Source organism: Gordonia hongkongensis (assembly GCF_023078355.1).
GTDB lineage: Bacteria > Actinomycetota > Actinomycetes > Mycobacteriales > Mycobacteriaceae > Gordonia > Gordonia hongkongensis.
In genome coordinates this window covers 2,754,750-2,770,178 of record NZ_CP095552.1, presented here as the reverse complement: position 1 = coordinate 2,770,178, position 15,429 = coordinate 2,754,750, and the positions used below count along the sequence as shown (strand labels likewise).

The following is a 15,429-nucleotide window of genomic DNA, read 5'->3' as shown; positions in this document are numbered from 1 at the left end:
CGCCTCACCGTTCTCCGGCGGACACGTCGTTCTTCTCATACAGCGACAGGAACAGGCTTTCCAGTGAAGGCGGTTCGACCGTCAGCGATCGCAGGCCGCAGGCGGTCAGCGCTGACATCACCGGACCGATCTGATCCGAGTCCACGGTCGCACTCAGTCGGAGCCCGCCGGAGTCGTGGTCGTGCGAATCGATATCGTGCACCTCGGCGTTGTGCAGTTGCGCCACGAGGTCCGGGCTCGGCGCCGAATCCAGCTCGGCACGAACGGAAGTGCGGGTGTGACCCCGCAGCTCTGCCAAGGAGCCGGTCGCCACGACGGCCCCGTCGCGGATGATGCTGAGCCGGTCCGCCAGGGTCTCCGCCTCGGCGAGGATGTGACTCGACAGCAGCACGGTGGTACCGCGGGCGGTGGCCTCCCCCACGACCTCCTGGAAGACGTTCTCCATCAACGGGTCCAGGCCCGACGTCGGCTCGTCGAGGATGAGCAGCTCGACATCGGATGCCAGCGCCGCCACGATCGCGACCTTCTGCCGGTTTCCCTTGGAGTACTGCCGTCCACGTTTGGAGGTGTCGAGCTCGAACCTGGAAACCAGGTCGGCCCGGCGCCCCTCGTCGAGTCCGCCGCGCATCGAGCCGAGCAGATCGATCATCTCCCCGCCGGTCATCGTCGGCCACAACGCGACGTCGCCGGGTACGTACGCCAGCCGGCGGTGCAGCTCGACGACGTCACGCCAGGGGTCGCCGCCGAGGAGTCGGACCTCTCCCCCGTCCGCGCGCAACAGACCCAGCAGGACCCGGATCGTCGTCGACTTGCCCGCGCCATTGGGCCCGAGAAAGCCGTGGACCTCGCCTCGCGCAACTTCGAGGTCAAGTCCGCGGAGGGCTTCGAACCTACCGAACGACTTACGCAGACCCCGGACGTCGATGGCGGGCTCGGTTCTCTGCGGGTTCTCGGAACGTTCGACGCTCATGCGTACCTCCGGCTCGACACGACGTGATGATCGTTCCACAGCGACTCTTGCAGCGGAGAAGGTTTGACCGTCGACGCCGTCGGGGCACACTGCCGCCATGGCGATCAAGAAGAACGACACCGTCCGCTGGAACACCTCTCAGGGCGAGACCGAGGGCACTGCGGAAGAGAAGCGCACCAAGGAATTCACCTTCGAGGGGCAGAAGTTCAAGGCCAGCGAGGACGAGCCGTACTGGATCGTCAAGTCGTCGAAGACGGGCTCGAAGGCCGCCCACAAGGAGTCGTCCCTGTCGAAGAAGTAATCGGCACACGCCGGTCCGAGGACTCCTATACCTAGAACTGCTATGCTCCTAGCAGTTCTAGGTATAGGAGTGCTATGTATATCGAGAAGGACTTGGTGGCCGCGTCCGCGACCCCGCTGGTGCTGGGGATTCTCGCCGAGGGCGAGTCGTACGGGTACGCCATCCTCAAGCGGGTCCGAGAGATGTCCGGTGGTCGGATGGAGTGGACCGACGGCATGCTCTATCCCCTTCTGCACCGTTTGGAGCGCGCCGGCCACGTCGAGGCGAGCTGGGGTGCAGCCGACACCGGGCGGCGTCGCAAGCACTACTCGATCACGGCATCGGGGTTGGCCGCGCTCGCCGAGCGGAGGTCGCAGTGGGAGGTCGTGGCCGACGCGCTCGACCAGGTGTGGCGGACGGTCGCCCTGCCGCCGGCCGCGGAGGGCCTGGCATGACCGCGGAGACCGAGCTCGAGAGCCAGATCGACCGATGGCGCGGATACGTTCTCCGACATCAAGCCATCGCCACCACCGACGCCGACGAGATTGAAGACCACCTGCGCGGGCAGATCGCCGACCTCGCCGCCGGCGGCCTCGACGACGACGAAGCGTTCCTGGTCGCCGTCAAGCGCATGGGCCGCGTCGATGCGCTGTCGCGTGAGTTCGCCCGCGAGCACTCCGACCGGTTGTGGAAGCAGCTGGTGCTGACCGCGGAACCATCCGGCGATCTGGGCCGACGACGTCATGAACTCGGAGTCGTGATCGGCCTCGTCGTCGCGGCCGCCACGACCGTCCGCGTCGCCGTCGAGGTCATGCCGGAATGGGTGCTCGTCCGCAATGCCGCACTGCTCGTACTTCCCTTCATGGCACTGTATTTCGGCTGGAAACGGCGCATCTCGGCGCGAACCGCGCTCACGGTGATGGCTGCGTTCGTCGTGACCGGAATCGTCGTCAACGTCTACCCGTTCGTCGGCGACGGCACCACCCAGGCTATCGTCGCGATCCACGCGCCGATCGTCCTGTGGTTCCTCATGGGGGTTGCCTATGTCGGCGGCCGCTGGACGTCCGGACCGCGTCGGATGGACTTCATCCGGTTCACTGGCGAATGGGTCGTGTACGCAACGCTTCTCGGCCTCGGTGCGGGAGTCCTCACCGGCCTGACCGCGGGGGCATTCGGTGCGCTCGACATCGACGTCGACACCGTGATCTCCCAGTGGCTGGCGCCCATCGCCGCGCCCGGCATCGTGCTGCTGGCGGCATGGCTGGTGGAGGCGAAGCAGAGCGTGGTCGAGAACATCGCACCGGTGTTGACCAAGGTCTTCACGCCCGTCACCGCGGTGATGCTCGTCGTGCTGCTGATCGCGATGGTGACCAGTGGCGACGTCGTGGACGTCGACCGTGAACTGCTGATCCTGGTGGACCTGATTCTCGTGGTCGTGCTCGGCTTGCTGCTGTACGCGATCTCGGCGCGCGATCCGCATCTGCGCCCGGAGCTCTTCGACCGCCTGCAGCTGGTGTTGGTCGTGACCGCGCTCGCGGTCGACGCGGTGATGCTGACGATCATGGCGTCGCGGATCGCGGAGTTCGGGTTCACGGCCAACAAGACGGTGGCACTCGGCCTCAATCTCGTTCTGCTGGTGAACTTGTCCTGGGCCGCGTACCTGCTCTTCGGATTCGTCCGCCGCCGCCGCGGGTTCGATGCGACGGAGCGGTGGCAGACCGACTACCTGCCGGTGTTCGCACTCTGGGCGGCCGCGGTCGTCGTCGTGGTACCGATGCTGTTCGATTTCGCCTGACCGCACCAATGCGCCGCGCCGACGAGGCGGCGCCGGGAGCGTCGCGAGCGGGCCGAATTGATGCCGGCGCCAGAGAGCGAAGCGAGCGGGCCGAATGGATGCGAGCCGCGTAGACTCCGCGACCATGGCGATCGTCAACCGAGGGTTTGTGGGGCGCCGCGACCGCGACGCGCGGCGTCTCCCTCCCGGCCAGTACACGACACTCGATTTCCCGGTCCTGTCCGCGGAGCCGACACCCGCGATCGTTCCGAATGACTGGATGCTGGCCGTGCAGTCCGCGGACCACCGGGCCGCCACGTTCACATGGGACCAGTTCCAGGAACTGCCGCACGACGACATCACCACCGACATCCACTGCGTCACACGGTGGTCGAAGTTCGACACCCGGTGGCGCGGGGTCTCGTTCGACACTTTGCTGCAGGCGCTGCCGTGGGAACCGGCCCCGTTCGTGATGGCGCACTGCCACGGCGGGTACACCACCAACGTGCCGCTCGCCGATCTCGTCGACGGCCGCGGCTGGATCGCCGACACCTACGACGGCGAACCCCTGTCCGCCGAGCACGGCGGCCCGGCTCGCCTCCTCGTGCCCCACCTGTACTTCTGGAAGAGCGCCAAATGGGTTCGGCGACTTCGCTTCATGGCCGAAGACGCACCCGGATTCTGGGAGGAACGCGGGTATCACATGTACGGCGACCCCTGGCGCGAACAGCGCTACTCGTGACGACCTGGCATCTCACGACGGTCACCGCGGTCGTCGACCTCACCCCCACCGCGCGAGCGCTGCGCCTCGCCCTCCCCGAAGCAGTGCATGCGTTGCCCGGCCAACACGTCGACATCCGGTTGACCGCGGAGGACGGCTACTCCACCGCACGCGCCTACTCGCTGTCCGACGTCCGCGAGACCCGGTCGATCGAGGTGACCGTCGAACGACTCGAAGACGGTGAGGTGTCGCCCTACCTCGTCGACATGGTGGAGGTCGGCGACCCGTTGGAGATCAGCGATCCGCACGGATACTGGTTCACCTGGCCGTCCGGCGACGACCGTCCCGTCCAACTGATCGGCGGTGGCTCCGGGATCGCGCCACTCATGTCGATGATCCGCAGCCGCGAGGTCGAGGCGCCGCAGACCCCCTTCTCCCTCGTGTACTCGGTCCGCAGTCCCGAACGCGTCTACTACCGGGATGAGATCCGGCAGTTGATCGCGCACCGCCGCATGGATGTTCACCTGATCCACACCCGGGTGGCACCCGACGACGCGACGCGGCCCGCGGGACGTCTCACCGCCGACGAACTCGCCGCGCTGACCATGGATCCGGCGACCTCGCCGACCGTGTTCATCTGCGGCCCGAACCGGTTCGTCGAGAACTGCGCCCAGTGGATGGTCGAGGCCGGACACGACCGTACCCGCATCCGGACCGAGCGATTCGGCGAGTGACGCCGGGACGCTTCGACGATTCACCCAAGCAAGTGCTTGATCGGCACGTAGCGTAGCGGCATGACCTCTGTGTACGACTTCACCGCCACCGGCATCGACGGCGATCCCGTCGAACTCTCGCAGTTCCAGGGCTCTCCCCTGCTCATCGTGAACACCGCCTCGCAGTGCGGGTTCACCCCGCAGTACCGCGGTCTGGAGGCACTGCACCGGGATTACGCCGACAAGGGTCTGCGCGTACTCGGCTTCCCGTGCGATCAGTTCGGGCACCAGGAGCCCGGCGACGAGGAGGAGATCAAGAGCTTCTGCTCGCTGACCTACGACGTGACCTTCCCGATGTTCGCGAAGGTCGATGTGAACGGTCCCGACGCCCACCCGCTGTTCGCGTGGTTGCGGGATCAGAAATCCGGCGTGCTCGGCGGCCGGATCAAATGGAACTTCACCAAGTTCCTCATCGGGCGGGACGGGTCCGTCGTCGCGCGATACTCGCCGACGACCAAACCGGAGAAACTCGCCGGATCCATCGAAGAACAGCTGTGATGGGGACGCCCGTGAGCACCGACAGCACCATCAGCCGAAGCGGTTCGTTCGTCCGCGTGACGATCGCCTACGTGCTGGCCTTCGCGGTCGCCGCCGCCTGGCTCATCTGGGGTCCGGCCACCGCCTACCTCTGGCTCGACACCCTGATCGCCGATCTGCTCGCCACCCTCGTGATCTTCGCGTTCAGCCGGATCTACGGCAATTCCAGCTTCTACGACGCCTATTGGAGCGTCGTGCCGCCCGCGCTGTTCGTCTACTGGTGGGCCGCCGGCGACGTCGGGATCGACGCGGTGCACTGCTGGGTCATCGCGATCGTCATCGGCGCCTGGGCGATCCGGCTCACTGCGAACTGGGCGATCGGCTGGCCGGGTCTCCACCACGAGGACTGGCGCTACCCGATGCTGAAGGCCGGTGCCGGCCGCGCCGAACTGCCCGTGGACCTGATGGCGATCCACGTCTTCCCCACCATCCAGGTGTTCCTCGGCATGATCCCGATCTACGTCGCGGTCACCCACACCGGCGGCGTGCTGGCCTGGCTGACCGCGGTTGCGGCCGTCGTCGGACTCGCCGCGACGGCGCTCGAGTACGTCGCCGACGGACAGCTGCGTCGATTCGCTGCGCACAAAACACCGGGCGCCGTCCTCGACACCGGAGTGTGGGCCTGGTCGAGACACCCGAACTACTTCGGCGAGGTCCTGTTCTGGGTATCGATGGCGCTGTTCGGACTCGCCGCCTCGCCCGGTGACTGGTGGTGGCTGTTCGTGGGCGCGGTCCTGATGCTCGCGATGTTCCTCGGTGCCAGCATCCCCATGATGGAGAAGCGGAGCCTCGAGCGGCGCCCCGGTTACCAGGACGTCATCGACCGGGTGCCACGCTTCGTCCCCCGACCCCCGCGCTCGGCCGCGCATCCGCCGGATCAGGTCACCGCGTGAGCCGACCACGCGTCGTCGTCGCCGGCCTCGGTGATTCCGGAGTACTGACCGCGATCCATCTCGCCCCGCATGCCGACGTCGTGGGCATCTCGTCGAAGCCAGGGCTGGTCAGCGGGCAGGAACTCGGGCTGCGGATCAGCCGGCCCGATGCGTGGGCGCGCGACTACCGGATTCCGTTCGGGCGCTTCCGGAAGCTCGACGGAATCCGGACCGTCCACGGCACACTGACGGGTGCCGACCTCGGTGACCGCACCGTCACCGTCGCCGACGCCAACGGCACCGAGAGGGTCGAGCGTTTCGACGCGCTGGTCATCTCCACCGGCGTGCGGAATGGGTTCTGGAGACATCCGGAACTGCAGTCGGAAGCCGACGTCGACGCCGAGTTGCGCTCGGCTCATGCGCGGTTCGCTGATGCCGAGACCATCGCGGTGATCGGTGGCGGTGCAGCGGCGGTGAGTGCCGCCGCCAACCTGGCGCAGACCTGGCCGGGCAAACAGGTCGACCTGTATCACCCGGGCGAACGTGCTCTGCCGCAGCATCATCCGCGGACTTGGGCGACCGTACTGGCCCGGTTGCGCCGGCTCGGCGTCGGCGTGCACGGCGGCCATCGTGCGGTCGTACCCGACGGGTTCGCTTGCGACGAGATCACTCCGGGGCCGGTGAGCCTCTCGACGGGGCAGTCTCCGGTGAAGGCCGATGCCGTGCTCTGGGCCATCGGCCGGGTGAGACCGAACACGGAGTGGCTTCCGCGAGAGGTGCTCGATCCGTCGGGCTTCGTGCGCGTGACGGCCGAACTGCGCGTACCCGGTGCGGATCTCGTCTACGCGATCGGCGACGTCGCGGCGACCGACGACCTCCGCAGTTCCGCTCGGAATCGTGCCGATCGTTTGCTCGCACACAACATCCGGTCCGACCTCGCCGGGCGGCCGGGCCGTGCGCGGCGCTACGCTCCCCCACGGCGGCGTTGGGGTTCGGTGCTCGGTGTCCAGGCCGACGGTCTGCAGGTGTTTGCGCCCAACGGGCGACCGTTCCGATTCCCGGCGTGGTCGGTCGACACGATCCTGCAACCGTGGATCGTCCGTCGCGGAATCTACGGCGGCATCCGGAAGCCGTGAGTGCACGGGGTGTTTTCCGGGCGGACGGGCAGCGGTCCGCGCATACACTCGGCCCATGAGCAACGAATCGTTCTCTGCCAATCCATCCGGACAGCCGCCGACCCCGGGCGGGCCCGGACAGACGCCCTCCGGCGCGTACCCGTCGGGAGCGGTGCCTCCCGCCGCGCCGCCACCGGAAGCTTCCCAGTATCCCGCCGGAACCACACCCGGCGTCGCGCCGACCGACTCGACGACCGATGGGACGACCCCGGTCAAGCCGACCGCCGCCGAACGCGCGAACTCCGTGGTGAAGAAGGTGGTGATCGGACTCGTCATCGCGGCGCTGCTCGTCGTAACCTACTTCATCCTCGAGGCGTTCCTGCCGCGCTGGTGGGCCGGTCAGATCGGGCAGCGCGTCGAAGGATCGTTCAGCCGCGGCATCGGCACCGGCCTGGTTCTCGGGATCGTGTGCACCTTCTTGCCCGTGCTGTTCTTCACGTTGGCGTTCGTCAACCGCAGCCGCATGAAGAACGTCCCGACGATCATGTTCGCTGTTCTCGGCGTGGTCGTCGCGATCCCCAACCTGCTGACTCTCACGGTGGTCGCCGGCGGTGGGAACGGCGCACATGCCGGCGAGCGCATCTTCGACGTCGAAGCGCCCGGCTTCCGCGCCGCCACCGCCTGGGGCGTGATCATCGGGGTCGTTCTGGCGATCGGCGTCGGCTACTTCATCTGGCGATACCAACGCCGCGGCCGTCAGCTCCGCGAGATCAAACACCCACCCACAACAGATCGGAAGTAGATACATGACCGAGCAGCGGATCGTCGTGGACATCGACGACGCCGGTGTCGCCACGGCGACGCTCAACCGAGCCGACAAACACAACGCGCTCGATCCGGCGATGTTCGAGGCCCTCATCGACGTGACGGGCACCCTCGCCGAGGACAACCGCGTCCGGGCCGTGGTGGTACACGGTGCGGGCAAGAGTTTCTGTTCCGGCCTGGACGTGTCGAGCCTGGGTCAGGGTGGCGGGGTGAACTCGCTGCTGGAGCGCGAACCGGGCGTGCTCGGCAATCACGCGCAGCGGGTGTCACTGGACTGGGGCCGCATCCCGGCACCGGTGATCGCGGCCATCACCGGCAACTGTTTCGGCGGTGGCCTGCAGATCGCGCTGGGCGCCGACATCCGCTATTCGACCCCCGACGCGCGCCTGTCCATCATGGAGGTCAAGTGGGGACTGGTGCCCGACATGGGCATCACCCAGACCCTCCCGCGACTCGTGTCCGCCGATGTGGCAAAGGAACTCACGTTCACCGGACGCATCGTCGACGGCGCCGAGGCCCAACGACTCGGGCTGGTCACCCGCGTCGTCGACGATCCGCTCACCGCCGCACTCGAACTCGCGCACGAGATCGCGTCGAAATCGCCGCACGCGGTCCGCGCCGCCAAGCGCCTGTACGACGAGTCGTGGGCGGGCACGGATCCGGCCGCGGCGCTGATGCTGGAGAGCGAACTCCAGGTCGGACTGATGGGATCCCCCAATCAGATGGAGGCGGTACACGCCGGGATGGCGCGACGGGAAGCGCGCTTCGCCGACCCGGAGTGACCGGCTGGCCTGTCGGCTCGTCGCTTTCGCTCTGGCGCCCCCTCTGCTCCCTGATCCGAAAGAACCACGAACCGCTGGACTGTGGGGTGGAAGCGATGCCCTCCCTCTGCTCCCTGAGGTGCGAGGAGCGTTAGCGACGAGCCTCGAAGGGTCCTGGTGAGATGCGTCGCCAAACCCTTCGTGGCTCGCTTCGCTCGCACCTCAGGGAGCATAGAAATCGGACGCTCACCTCAGGGAGCGGGCGGTGATCAGTTCGACAGTCCGGCGTCCTTGCTGCCGTAGGCATCTCGGAGCCGTGGCTTGACGACCTTCCCCCCGGCGTTGCGTGGGAGTTCGTCGATGATCACCAGGTCCTTGGGGTGCTTGAACCGCGCGAGGTTCTCGTTGAGGTGCGGCTCGAGATCAGTGAGGGTGAGGTCCGCGACGCCTTCGGCGAGCACGACCACGGCGACCGGCACCTCGCCCCACTTCTCGTCCGCCCGACCGATGATCGCCGCCTCGGTGATGCTCGGATGGCTGAACAGGACATTCTCGACCTCGGCGCAGTAGATGTTCTCGCCGCCCGAGATGATCATGTCCTTGGCGCGGTCGACGACGTAGAGGAAACCCTCCTCGTCCTGACGCACCAGGTCGCCCGAGTGGAACCAGCCGCCGCGGAAGGCTTCCGCGGTCGCCTCGGGCTTGTTCCAGTAGCCGATCATCATGTTGGGCCCGCGATACACGATCTCGCCGACCTCACCGGGCTTCACGTCGTTCATGAGCGGATCGACGATGCGCGCGGTGACCGCCGGGACGACCTTGCCGATGGATCCGAGCTTGCGCAGTGCGTCCTTGCCCTCGAGGATCGTCGTCACCGGCGACATCTCGGTCTGACCGAACGCGGTCATGTTGGCGGCCTCCGGGAAGGATTCGTTCATCGCGTTCAGCACGGTGTCCGACGCCGGGGCCGCGCCCCAACTCATCGTGCGCAGCTTGAGCTTCCGGGGACGCGCTTTCTGCGCCGCACACACGGCCTGCCACTGTGCCGGGACCATGAAGACCGACGTGACGCCTTCGCGCTCCAGCGTGTCGAGCATGGTGTCGGGATCGAAAGCCCCGAGCGGGTGGAGCACCGCGCGGATCCCGCGGTAGAAGATCGGTGCGAAGCCGCCGATCCCCGCGATGTGGAACAGCGGCGGCACGATCGAGGCGACGTCATCGGAACCGGACTGTGCCCCGGCCGTGGCGATCGTCGTCACCGCCTGCGCCTGGATGTTCTGATGAGTGAGCATGGCGCCCTTGGGTTTTCCGGTGGTGCCCGAGGTGTACATGATGGCGGCGACGGTGTCCTCGGGCACGTCGACCTCCGGCAGGTCCGACGCGCCCTCGGCCAGCAGGGTCTCGAAGTCGAGATGGTCGGCGTTGTCGCTGCCGTCGACGACGATGATGGTCTCGATCTGACCGGTCGACCCGGCGACCGCGTCCGCGATCGGAGCGAGGAGGGTCTCGGTGACGACGACCTTCGCACCGCTGTCGGTGACGAGATAGGCAACCTCGGCGGGGCTCATGCGGATGTTGACCGGTACCGGGATGGCGCCGATGAGAGTGGCCCCGAGAATCGCCTCGATGTACTCGGTGCGGTTGAGCAGGGCCATCAGAACCCGATCACCGAACTGGACACCCCGCCGATGGAGTGCGGCTCCGAAGGCGCGCGACCGGTCGTCGAGTTCCTTCCAGGTCGTGTTCTTGTCGAGGTAGGTGATCGCCGTGTTGTCCGGGGTCATCATGGCGTGCCGGCGGACCTGGTTGTTCCAGTGATTGCGGCGCGAGCGGTACGGCTCGGTGGTCAGATCGTTCGTGACCTCGGCACTTGCAGTCATGACTGCCTCCATTCGTCGAGCGAGGCTCGACCCGTTGTGAAGCCCTCGGTGAGGGTCCGGCACTGTTGTGTCCCGAGTCACACATTAGGTCGTCGGTGTTGCCAGAATCAGGCATTCCCGCCGTTTGGTGACACCAGGCCGGCGCCACCCTCGACCGTGCGTCGTTTTTCGTCGGGCTCGCGACGATGGCTACTCAACCTCGCGCGCACGTCGTCGCAGATACTTTCGCGCTCGCTCGTCGCCGGTGAGCTCGGCGGCCCGCTCGAAGTGCTCACGCGCCGCGTCGGAGTGCCCGACCCGAACCAGCAGATCTGCCTTCGCCGCGTGGAACGGGCCGAAACCCGCGGCGTCACCGCCCAACTCGTCAAGCAGTGATAGTCCATCTGCGGGGGAACTCGCCCGCCCGACGATCGCAGCGTGGGCGATCCGCGCACCAAGCGTCGGCGCCACGGCCATGAGCGCGGACGACAGCGACTGTAATGCGGCCCAGTCGACGACACCGGTGCGTGCGCGGTCGGCATGGACGGACTGCATCGCGGCCTCGAGCTGGAACCGACCGTGCGGCCGGCCGAACGCCGATGCGCGTCGGAGCATCGCTTCCCCGTCCCGGATGAGCGCGACATCCCAGGTGGCCGGATCCTGCTCTTCGAGCGGGATGAACGGGCCGGTCCGTGCCGGCGCCCGCGACAACGAGAGCGCGATCAGCGCAGCGAGTCCCCACGCCTCGGGATCGTCGAGCAGCGCGGCGAGCGTGACGGCCAGGTGCAGCGACTCCCCCGCCATCGATTCGACGGTGTCGGGATCGGTCCCGTCGGCGTCGTTCCACGCGATCGCGAAACACCCATAGACTGCTTCCAGCACAGCGGGGAGTCGTTCCGGCATCGCCGCGCGGTCGGGAACGACGAACGGTATGCGGGCGTCGCGGATCCGGCGCTTGGCTCGCACGAGGCGCTGCGACATCGTTGCCGGGGCGACCGTGAAGGCGGTGGCGATGTCGGCGGCCTCGAAGCCGAGCACCGACTGCAGCATGAGCGGCGTGCGGGCGGCGGCGTTGATGGCCGGATGGGCGCAGGTGAACAACAATTCGAGGCGCTTGTCGGGAATGGCGTCGGGGTCCACATCGTCGAAGGGAGTCACGGTGGTGGCTCCGGGAGAGATGGTGTCGTCGAGGATCTTCGACGTACGGTGCGCCGCCGACTTCCAGACGTCGCGCTGCTGGTTGCGTGCGACCGTGAGCAGCCAGCCTTCCGGGTTCGCGGGTACCCCATCTGACGGCCACGAGGTGAGCGCACGTTCGAAGGCGGTGGCCAGTGCATCCTCCGCGAGCGCGAGATCCCCCGACGCGGCGGCGAGAAGCGCCACCAGCCGCGAATATGACTCGCGGGCAGCATGTTCGGCGGCGGTGTGCGCTTCTCGTCGGGTCATGCGTTGGGTGTCCACGCACCATCGACGGTGTAGGTCGCGCCGGGCCTGATCTCCACGACACCCCACTCGATCGGCGGTGCCTGACGCGCCCACTCGATGGCGGCGTCGAGATCGTCGACATCGATGACGACGGTTCCGCCGAGCTGTTCCTTGGTGTCGGCGAAGGGGCCGTCCTGAACGACGAGCCGGCCGTCGACCTTGCGCAGCGTCGTCGTGACGTCCGAGTGCTGTAGGACTTCGGCACTCACGAGCACGCCGGCGTCTTGGAGGGCCGTCGTGTAGGCGGCGAAGGCGGCTTGTCCCTGAGCGATCGCTTCCTCACCGAGGGTCGACGCGTCCATCTCCGGGTAGTGCAGCAGCAGCGAGTAATGCATGATCAGGCCTCTCGTTCAGCGGGCCGCTCGTCGGTCCGTGTGCAGTGATGACGAGCGTGCCGGACGCCATTCGACACATTCGGCACATCGTTCTTCGATTACCGCTGCCCCTAATCAGACGGAGCGCATAACCCCTGCTCCCTGATCCGAAGAACCACAAAATTGCTGGTCCGTAGGGTGCAAGCGATGCCCTCCCTCTGCTCCCTGAGGTGCGAGGAGCGCAAGCGACGAGCCACGAAGGGCCCGGCGAGACAAGTTGCCACACCCTTCGTGGCTCGCTTCGCTCGCACCTCAGGGAGCATTCCTTTGGGACGTTTACGACTGTTTTATTGGTCACGATGGCCGCCAGGCCGCAGATATTGAGGAGGCCCGGAGCTTGCGGAGGGCCGTATCCCTTTCGCTCCCTGAGGAGGCCCGGAGCTTGCGGAGGGCCGTGTCCCCCCCGCTCCCTGAGGAGGCCCGGAGCTTGCGGAGGGCCGTGTCCCCCGCTCCCTGAGGAGGCCCGGAGCTTGCGGAGGGCCGTCACGAAGGGTCCTCACAAAAGGCCACCACTAACGAAGCCGGTCAGCGCGGGCCGCGGCATCGGGCCACATCGCAGGGCACGGGAGGCCGGGTACCGTCGCGAGCTCGAAGTGCCACCACTCGTTGGCGAAGGTTCGGCACAGACCCCAGCGGTAACCGGTTCGTTCGAGCCAGGCTGCGCCTTCCCGAGGGCCGACGTCGATGGCGTGGCCGCTCACATGTGGCGATTGTTCCGCCGGCAGGACCCACCGCCGAGCGGCTTCCGGGCTGCCATAGGTCGCGATCGCATCGCGCCACATCTGACGCTGCTCCGCGTCTGTCCGCTTACCGGACGTGATCCACAGCGAGACCCCCTGTGCCCGTGCGCTGTTCGACGCCTGCTGGTACGCCACCGCCAGCGCTGGATCGAGGCCGGCGGTGGGCGGCGCGGCATTCGCCGGTACGCCGCCGAGTCCGGATAGCAGCAGGGCCCCGAGTACGGCGGTACAGATGACCGTGATTCGCCGGGCCGCGATGTCGATGAACCTCATGACCGCAGTAAACCGTACGACCGACGCCTATCGCATCGAACCGTCGGAGCTATTACCGTTTACTGCGGGTGGGCCGCGTGCGAGCCTGTGGAGGGTCGGAAAAATGAAGAAGCGTCTGGTGGTCTGTTGCGACGGCACGTGGAAGTCGTCGAAAGACCCACGAATTTCGAATGTCGAGAAGATCGCCCGAGCCGTCACCACCGATGCCGACGACGGCGCTGTGCAGCTGGTCCATTACGTCAACGGCGTGGGAACCGGGTCGGGCTGGTCTGACCGCGTCATCGGCGGGGCGTTCGGTCGCGGCCTCGATGCCAACCTGATCGATGCCTACCGATTCCTCGCTCTGAACTACGAGCCCGGCGATGAGATCTTCGTCTTCGGGTTCAGTCGCGGCGCATACACTGCACGGAGTCTCGGGGGCATGATCTGGCACATCGGCCTTGTCACCCCGCTCGAACTCGCGCAGCACCCAACCGAGAACCTGTTTGAAACAGTCCTGCGGTACTACCGGATGAAGCGGGAGGATCGTCCGGCGAAGACCCCAGGCGCCCCGGTGCCGGTCAAGTTCATCGGGGTCTTCGACACCGTCGGTGCGCTCGGCGTTCCCGGCATCACCCGCGTCAAGCACAAGTTCCACGACGTGAAGCTCGGCAAGAACGTCGCAGTGGCCAGGCAGGCGCTCGCCATCGACGAACGTCGGCTGACATTCGATCCCTGTGTCTGGGAAGTCGACAAGGCAGATGAGGGCGAGATCGACGTCAAACAGGTGTGGTTCGAGGGGGTCCACTCCGACATCGGCGGTGGTCTGGCGGTCACTGAACCCTCGGAACTGAGTCTGTCCTGGATGGTGCGCGAGGCGGAACTTGCCGGCCTGCAGTTCTGCTACAAGCGATTCACGCCTATCAGCTTCCCCATCGACCCGTCGAACGAGAAGTACGCGACCAATAAGTCGATGAACGCTGCCTACCGCATCGTCAACATCTTCAAGCTCGCGTTCGGCCCGCTGCGAATGCGCGGAGAAACCGTGCGCCACAAGGGTCAGTCGCGACTGCTCGAGGCGAACAAGAATGATCCAGCAAGGCCGCTGTACATAGCCGCGCCCGCGCTTACTCGGTGGACTGACGACATCGGGTCACGCAAGAAGAGGGCGACGAACATCGGCGCGTGGGAAGAGCTGATCAAGGACCTGTCGGTCCGCGCGGTCGACATTCCTCCGCTCGAGGCGCCGGTGACTACCCGACAACCGGCATCCCCCGCGTCTGAGTCGCTGCTTCCACAGCAATAGTCACTGCGGGGCAACGTCTTTCGTTGCAGCGATCTGGATCAGATTGCCGCACGTGTCGTCGAAGACCGCTACGACCGCAGGTCCGATATCGGTCGGTTCCTGGGTGAACTCCACGCCGAGGCCCCGTAGCCGCTCGTACTCGGCCTGCACATCGTCGACGGCGAACTGCGCCAACGGGATTCCGTCTTCGATGAGCGCGTCACGGTAGGGCTTGACCGCGGGGTGGCCAGACGGTTCGAGAAGAAGTTCCATCCCCTCGGGATCGTGAGGGGAGACCACCGTCAACCACCACGTGTTCTCGCCCATCGGAATGTCATGGCGAGTCGTGAATCCGAGTATCTCGGTGTAGAACTCGTGCGCCTTACGCTGGTCGTCGACGAAGACGGACATCAGTGTCATTCTCATGGGAGGTCCTTTCGAGGGGCGGGCCACCGCTCGGCGATCTCGCCGAGCGGTGCGGGGTCGAAGTAGTGGAATTTGGAACGTCCGCGTTTCTCGGTGTGGACCAGTCCGGCCGTCTCCAGCACGCCGAGGTGCTGGGAGATCGCCTGTCGGCTCAGGTTGAGCCCACGCCGAGACGTGAGACGACCGCAGATCTCGAACAACGTCTGGCCGTCCCGTTCGACCAGCTCGTCGAGGATTGCTCGCCTCGTCGAGTCATCGAGTGCATGGAACACGTCGGCCACACCTGACAATAGGCAAGTCGCTACTTGCATGTCAATGGTGGCCGCCGCGCTCGCCATTGCTCCCCGAGCCGCAAGAGCGACCCCCCACCGCTCCCTGCG

18 protein-coding genes are annotated in these 15,429 nt (G+C 66.6%); 11 read left to right on the top strand and 7 right to left on the bottom strand.

Going from position 1 to position 15,429, the window contains the following annotated elements; genetic code table 11:
• Positions 1–4: 4 nt before the first annotated feature.
• Entirely contained in the window at positions 5–970 is a 966-nt protein-coding gene (locus tag MVF96_RS12555; RefSeq protein WP_058250599.1) for an ABC transporter ATP-binding protein, read from the bottom strand.
• A 97-nt stretch (positions 971–1,067) separates the two neighbouring features.
• Here MVF96_RS12555 and MVF96_RS12550 point away from each other — a divergent pair, with 97 nt between their 5' ends.
• From MVF96_RS12550 to MVF96_RS12505, 10 genes are all read left to right on the top strand, one after another.
• Positions 1,068–1,271: a hypervirulence associated TUDOR domain-containing protein gene (locus tag MVF96_RS12550; protein WP_004018570.1), complete on the top strand. Its 204-nt coding sequence runs from the start codon at positions 1,068–1,070 to the stop codon at positions 1,269–1,271.
• A gap of 74 nt (positions 1,272–1,345) precedes the next feature.
• Complete coding sequence (locus tag MVF96_RS12545; RefSeq protein WP_065629999.1) at positions 1,346–1,705, top strand: PadR family transcriptional regulator; 360 nt, start codon at positions 1,346–1,348, stop codon at positions 1,703–1,705.
• Complete coding sequence (locus tag MVF96_RS12540; RefSeq protein WP_247449250.1) at positions 1,702–3,045, top strand: permease prefix domain 1-containing protein; 1,344 nt, start codon at positions 1,702–1,704, stop codon at positions 3,043–3,045. The genes MVF96_RS12545 and MVF96_RS12540 overlap by 4 nt, the downstream gene beginning before the upstream one ends.
• A 124-nt stretch (positions 3,046–3,169) precedes the next feature.
• The gene (locus tag MVF96_RS12535; RefSeq protein ID WP_058250515.1) at positions 3,170–3,766 is read left to right on the top strand and encodes a sulfite oxidase-like oxidoreductase; all 597 of its coding nucleotides are present in this window, start codon (positions 3,170–3,172) and stop codon (positions 3,764–3,766) included.
• A complete protein-coding gene (locus MVF96_RS12530; protein WP_058250514.1) occupies positions 3,763–4,479 on the top strand; it encodes a ferredoxin reductase in 717 nt (238 codons plus the stop codon). The genes MVF96_RS12535 and MVF96_RS12530 overlap by 4 nt, the downstream gene beginning before the upstream one ends.
• A 60-nt stretch (positions 4,480–4,539) precedes the next feature.
• Positions 4,540–5,016, top strand: coding sequence for a glutathione peroxidase (locus MVF96_RS12525; RefSeq protein ID WP_247449249.1), 477 nt, complete (start codon positions 4,540–4,542; stop codon positions 5,014–5,016).
• A complete protein-coding gene (locus MVF96_RS12520) occupies positions 5,016–5,948 on the top strand; it encodes a DUF1295 domain-containing protein (RefSeq protein WP_247449247.1) in 933 nt (310 codons plus the stop codon). Before MVF96_RS12525 ends, MVF96_RS12520 begins: the two co-directional genes overlap by 1 nt.
• Positions 5,945–7,063, top strand: coding sequence for an FAD-dependent oxidoreductase (locus MVF96_RS12515; RefSeq protein ID WP_247449246.1), 1,119 nt, complete (start codon positions 5,945–5,947; stop codon positions 7,061–7,063). Before MVF96_RS12520 ends, MVF96_RS12515 begins: the two co-directional genes overlap by 4 nt.
• Before the next feature lie 55 nt (positions 7,064–7,118).
• Positions 7,119–7,844, top strand: coding sequence for a hypothetical protein (locus tag MVF96_RS12510; RefSeq protein WP_247449244.1), 726 nt, complete (start codon positions 7,119–7,121; stop codon positions 7,842–7,844).
• A 4-nt stretch (positions 7,845–7,848) separates the two neighbouring features.
• On the top strand, positions 7,849–8,649 hold the full coding sequence (locus tag MVF96_RS12505) for a crotonase/enoyl-CoA hydratase family protein (protein WP_247449242.1): 801 nt from the start codon (positions 7,849–7,851) through the stop codon (positions 8,647–8,649).
• 248 nt (positions 8,650–8,897) lie between these two features.
• On the opposite strand, the gene fadD5 is transcribed toward MVF96_RS12505, so the two are convergent.
• From fadD5 to MVF96_RS12485, 4 genes are all read right to left on the bottom strand, one after another.
• Positions 8,898–10,508 (bottom strand): fatty-acid--CoA ligase FadD5, encoded by a 1,611-nt coding sequence (gene fadD5, locus MVF96_RS12500; RefSeq protein WP_247449240.1) that lies wholly within the window; start codon positions 10,506–10,508, stop codon positions 8,898–8,900.
• A 189-nt stretch (positions 10,509–10,697) separates the two neighbouring features.
• Positions 10,698–11,933: an RNA polymerase sigma factor gene (locus MVF96_RS12495; protein WP_247449239.1), complete on the bottom strand. Its 1,236-nt coding sequence runs from the start codon at positions 11,931–11,933 to the stop codon at positions 10,698–10,700.
• Positions 11,930–12,307 (bottom strand): YciI family protein, encoded by a 378-nt coding sequence (locus MVF96_RS12490; protein WP_065630007.1) that lies wholly within the window; start codon positions 12,305–12,307, stop codon positions 11,930–11,932. Before MVF96_RS12490 ends, MVF96_RS12495 begins: the two co-directional genes overlap by 4 nt.
• A gap of 551 nt (positions 12,308–12,858) precedes the next feature.
• Positions 12,859–13,359 (bottom strand): M15 family metallopeptidase, encoded by a 501-nt coding sequence (locus tag MVF96_RS12485; protein ID WP_247449237.1) that lies wholly within the window; start codon positions 13,357–13,359, stop codon positions 12,859–12,861.
• A gap of 103 nt (positions 13,360–13,462) precedes the next feature.
• On the opposite strand from MVF96_RS12485, the gene MVF96_RS12480 reads away from it, so the two are divergent.
• Positions 13,463–14,644 carry a DUF2235 domain-containing protein gene (locus tag MVF96_RS12480; protein ID WP_247452102.1) on the top strand — a complete coding sequence of 394 codons (1,182 nt, stop codon included), beginning with the start codon at positions 13,463–13,465 and terminating at the stop codon, positions 14,642–14,644.
• Here the strand turns inward: MVF96_RS12480 and MVF96_RS12475 are convergent, their stop codons facing one another.
• Together MVF96_RS12475 and MVF96_RS12470 are read right to left on the bottom strand one after the other, a co-directional pair.
• Entirely contained in the window at positions 14,645–15,049 is a 405-nt protein-coding gene (locus MVF96_RS12475; RefSeq protein WP_058250505.1) for a VOC family protein, read from the bottom strand.
• Complete coding sequence (locus MVF96_RS12470) at positions 15,046–15,360, bottom strand: ArsR/SmtB family transcription factor (RefSeq protein WP_247449235.1); 315 nt, start codon at positions 15,358–15,360, stop codon at positions 15,046–15,048. Before MVF96_RS12470 ends, MVF96_RS12475 begins: the two co-directional genes overlap by 4 nt.
• Between the last annotated feature and the right edge of the window lie 69 nt (positions 15,361–15,429).

Coding starts and splice junctions, on each gene's coding strand:
- MVF96_RS12555 (WP_058250599.1), bottom strand. CDS start 970: ATGAGCGTCGAACGTTCCGAGAACCCGCAGAGAACCGAGCCCGCCATC.
- MVF96_RS12490 (WP_065630007.1), bottom strand. CDS start 12,307: ATGCATTACTCGCTGCTGCTGCACTACCCGGAGATGGACGCGTCGACC.
- MVF96_RS12520 (WP_247449247.1), top strand. CDS start 5,016: ATGGGGACGCCCGTGAGCACCGACAGCACCATCAGCCGAAGCGGTTCG.
- MVF96_RS12475 (WP_058250505.1), bottom strand. CDS start 15,049: ATGAGAATGACACTGATGTCCGTCTTCGTCGACGACCAGCGTAAGGCG.
- MVF96_RS12510 (WP_247449244.1), top strand. CDS start 7,119: ATGAGCAACGAATCGTTCTCTGCCAATCCATCCGGACAGCCGCCGACC.
- MVF96_RS12525 (WP_247449249.1), top strand. CDS start 4,540: ATGACCTCTGTGTACGACTTCACCGCCACCGGCATCGACGGCGATCCC.
- MVF96_RS12545 (WP_065629999.1), top strand. CDS start 1,346: ATGTATATCGAGAAGGACTTGGTGGCCGCGTCCGCGACCCCGCTGGTG.
- fadD5 (WP_247449240.1), bottom strand. CDS start 10,508: ATGACTGCAAGTGCCGAGGTCACGAACGATCTGACCACCGAGCCGTAC.
- MVF96_RS12480 (WP_247452102.1), top strand. CDS start 13,463: ATGAAGAAGCGTCTGGTGGTCTGTTGCGACGGCACGTGGAAGTCGTCG.
- MVF96_RS12495 (WP_247449239.1), bottom strand. CDS start 11,933: ATGACCCGACGAGAAGCGCACACCGCCGCCGAACATGCTGCCCGCGAG.
- MVF96_RS12550 (WP_004018570.1), top strand. CDS start 1,068: ATGGCGATCAAGAAGAACGACACCGTCCGCTGGAACACCTCTCAGGGC.
- MVF96_RS12535 (WP_058250515.1), top strand. CDS start 3,170: ATGGCGATCGTCAACCGAGGGTTTGTGGGGCGCCGCGACCGCGACGCG.
- MVF96_RS12505 (WP_247449242.1), top strand. CDS start 7,849: ATGACCGAGCAGCGGATCGTCGTGGACATCGACGACGCCGGTGTCGCC.
- MVF96_RS12470 (WP_247449235.1), bottom strand. CDS start 15,360: ATGCAAGTAGCGACTTGCCTATTGTCAGGTGTGGCCGACGTGTTCCAT.
- MVF96_RS12540 (WP_247449250.1), top strand. CDS start 1,702: ATGACCGCGGAGACCGAGCTCGAGAGCCAGATCGACCGATGGCGCGGA.
- MVF96_RS12485 (WP_247449237.1), bottom strand. CDS start 13,359: ATGAGGTTCATCGACATCGCGGCCCGGCGAATCACGGTCATCTGTACC.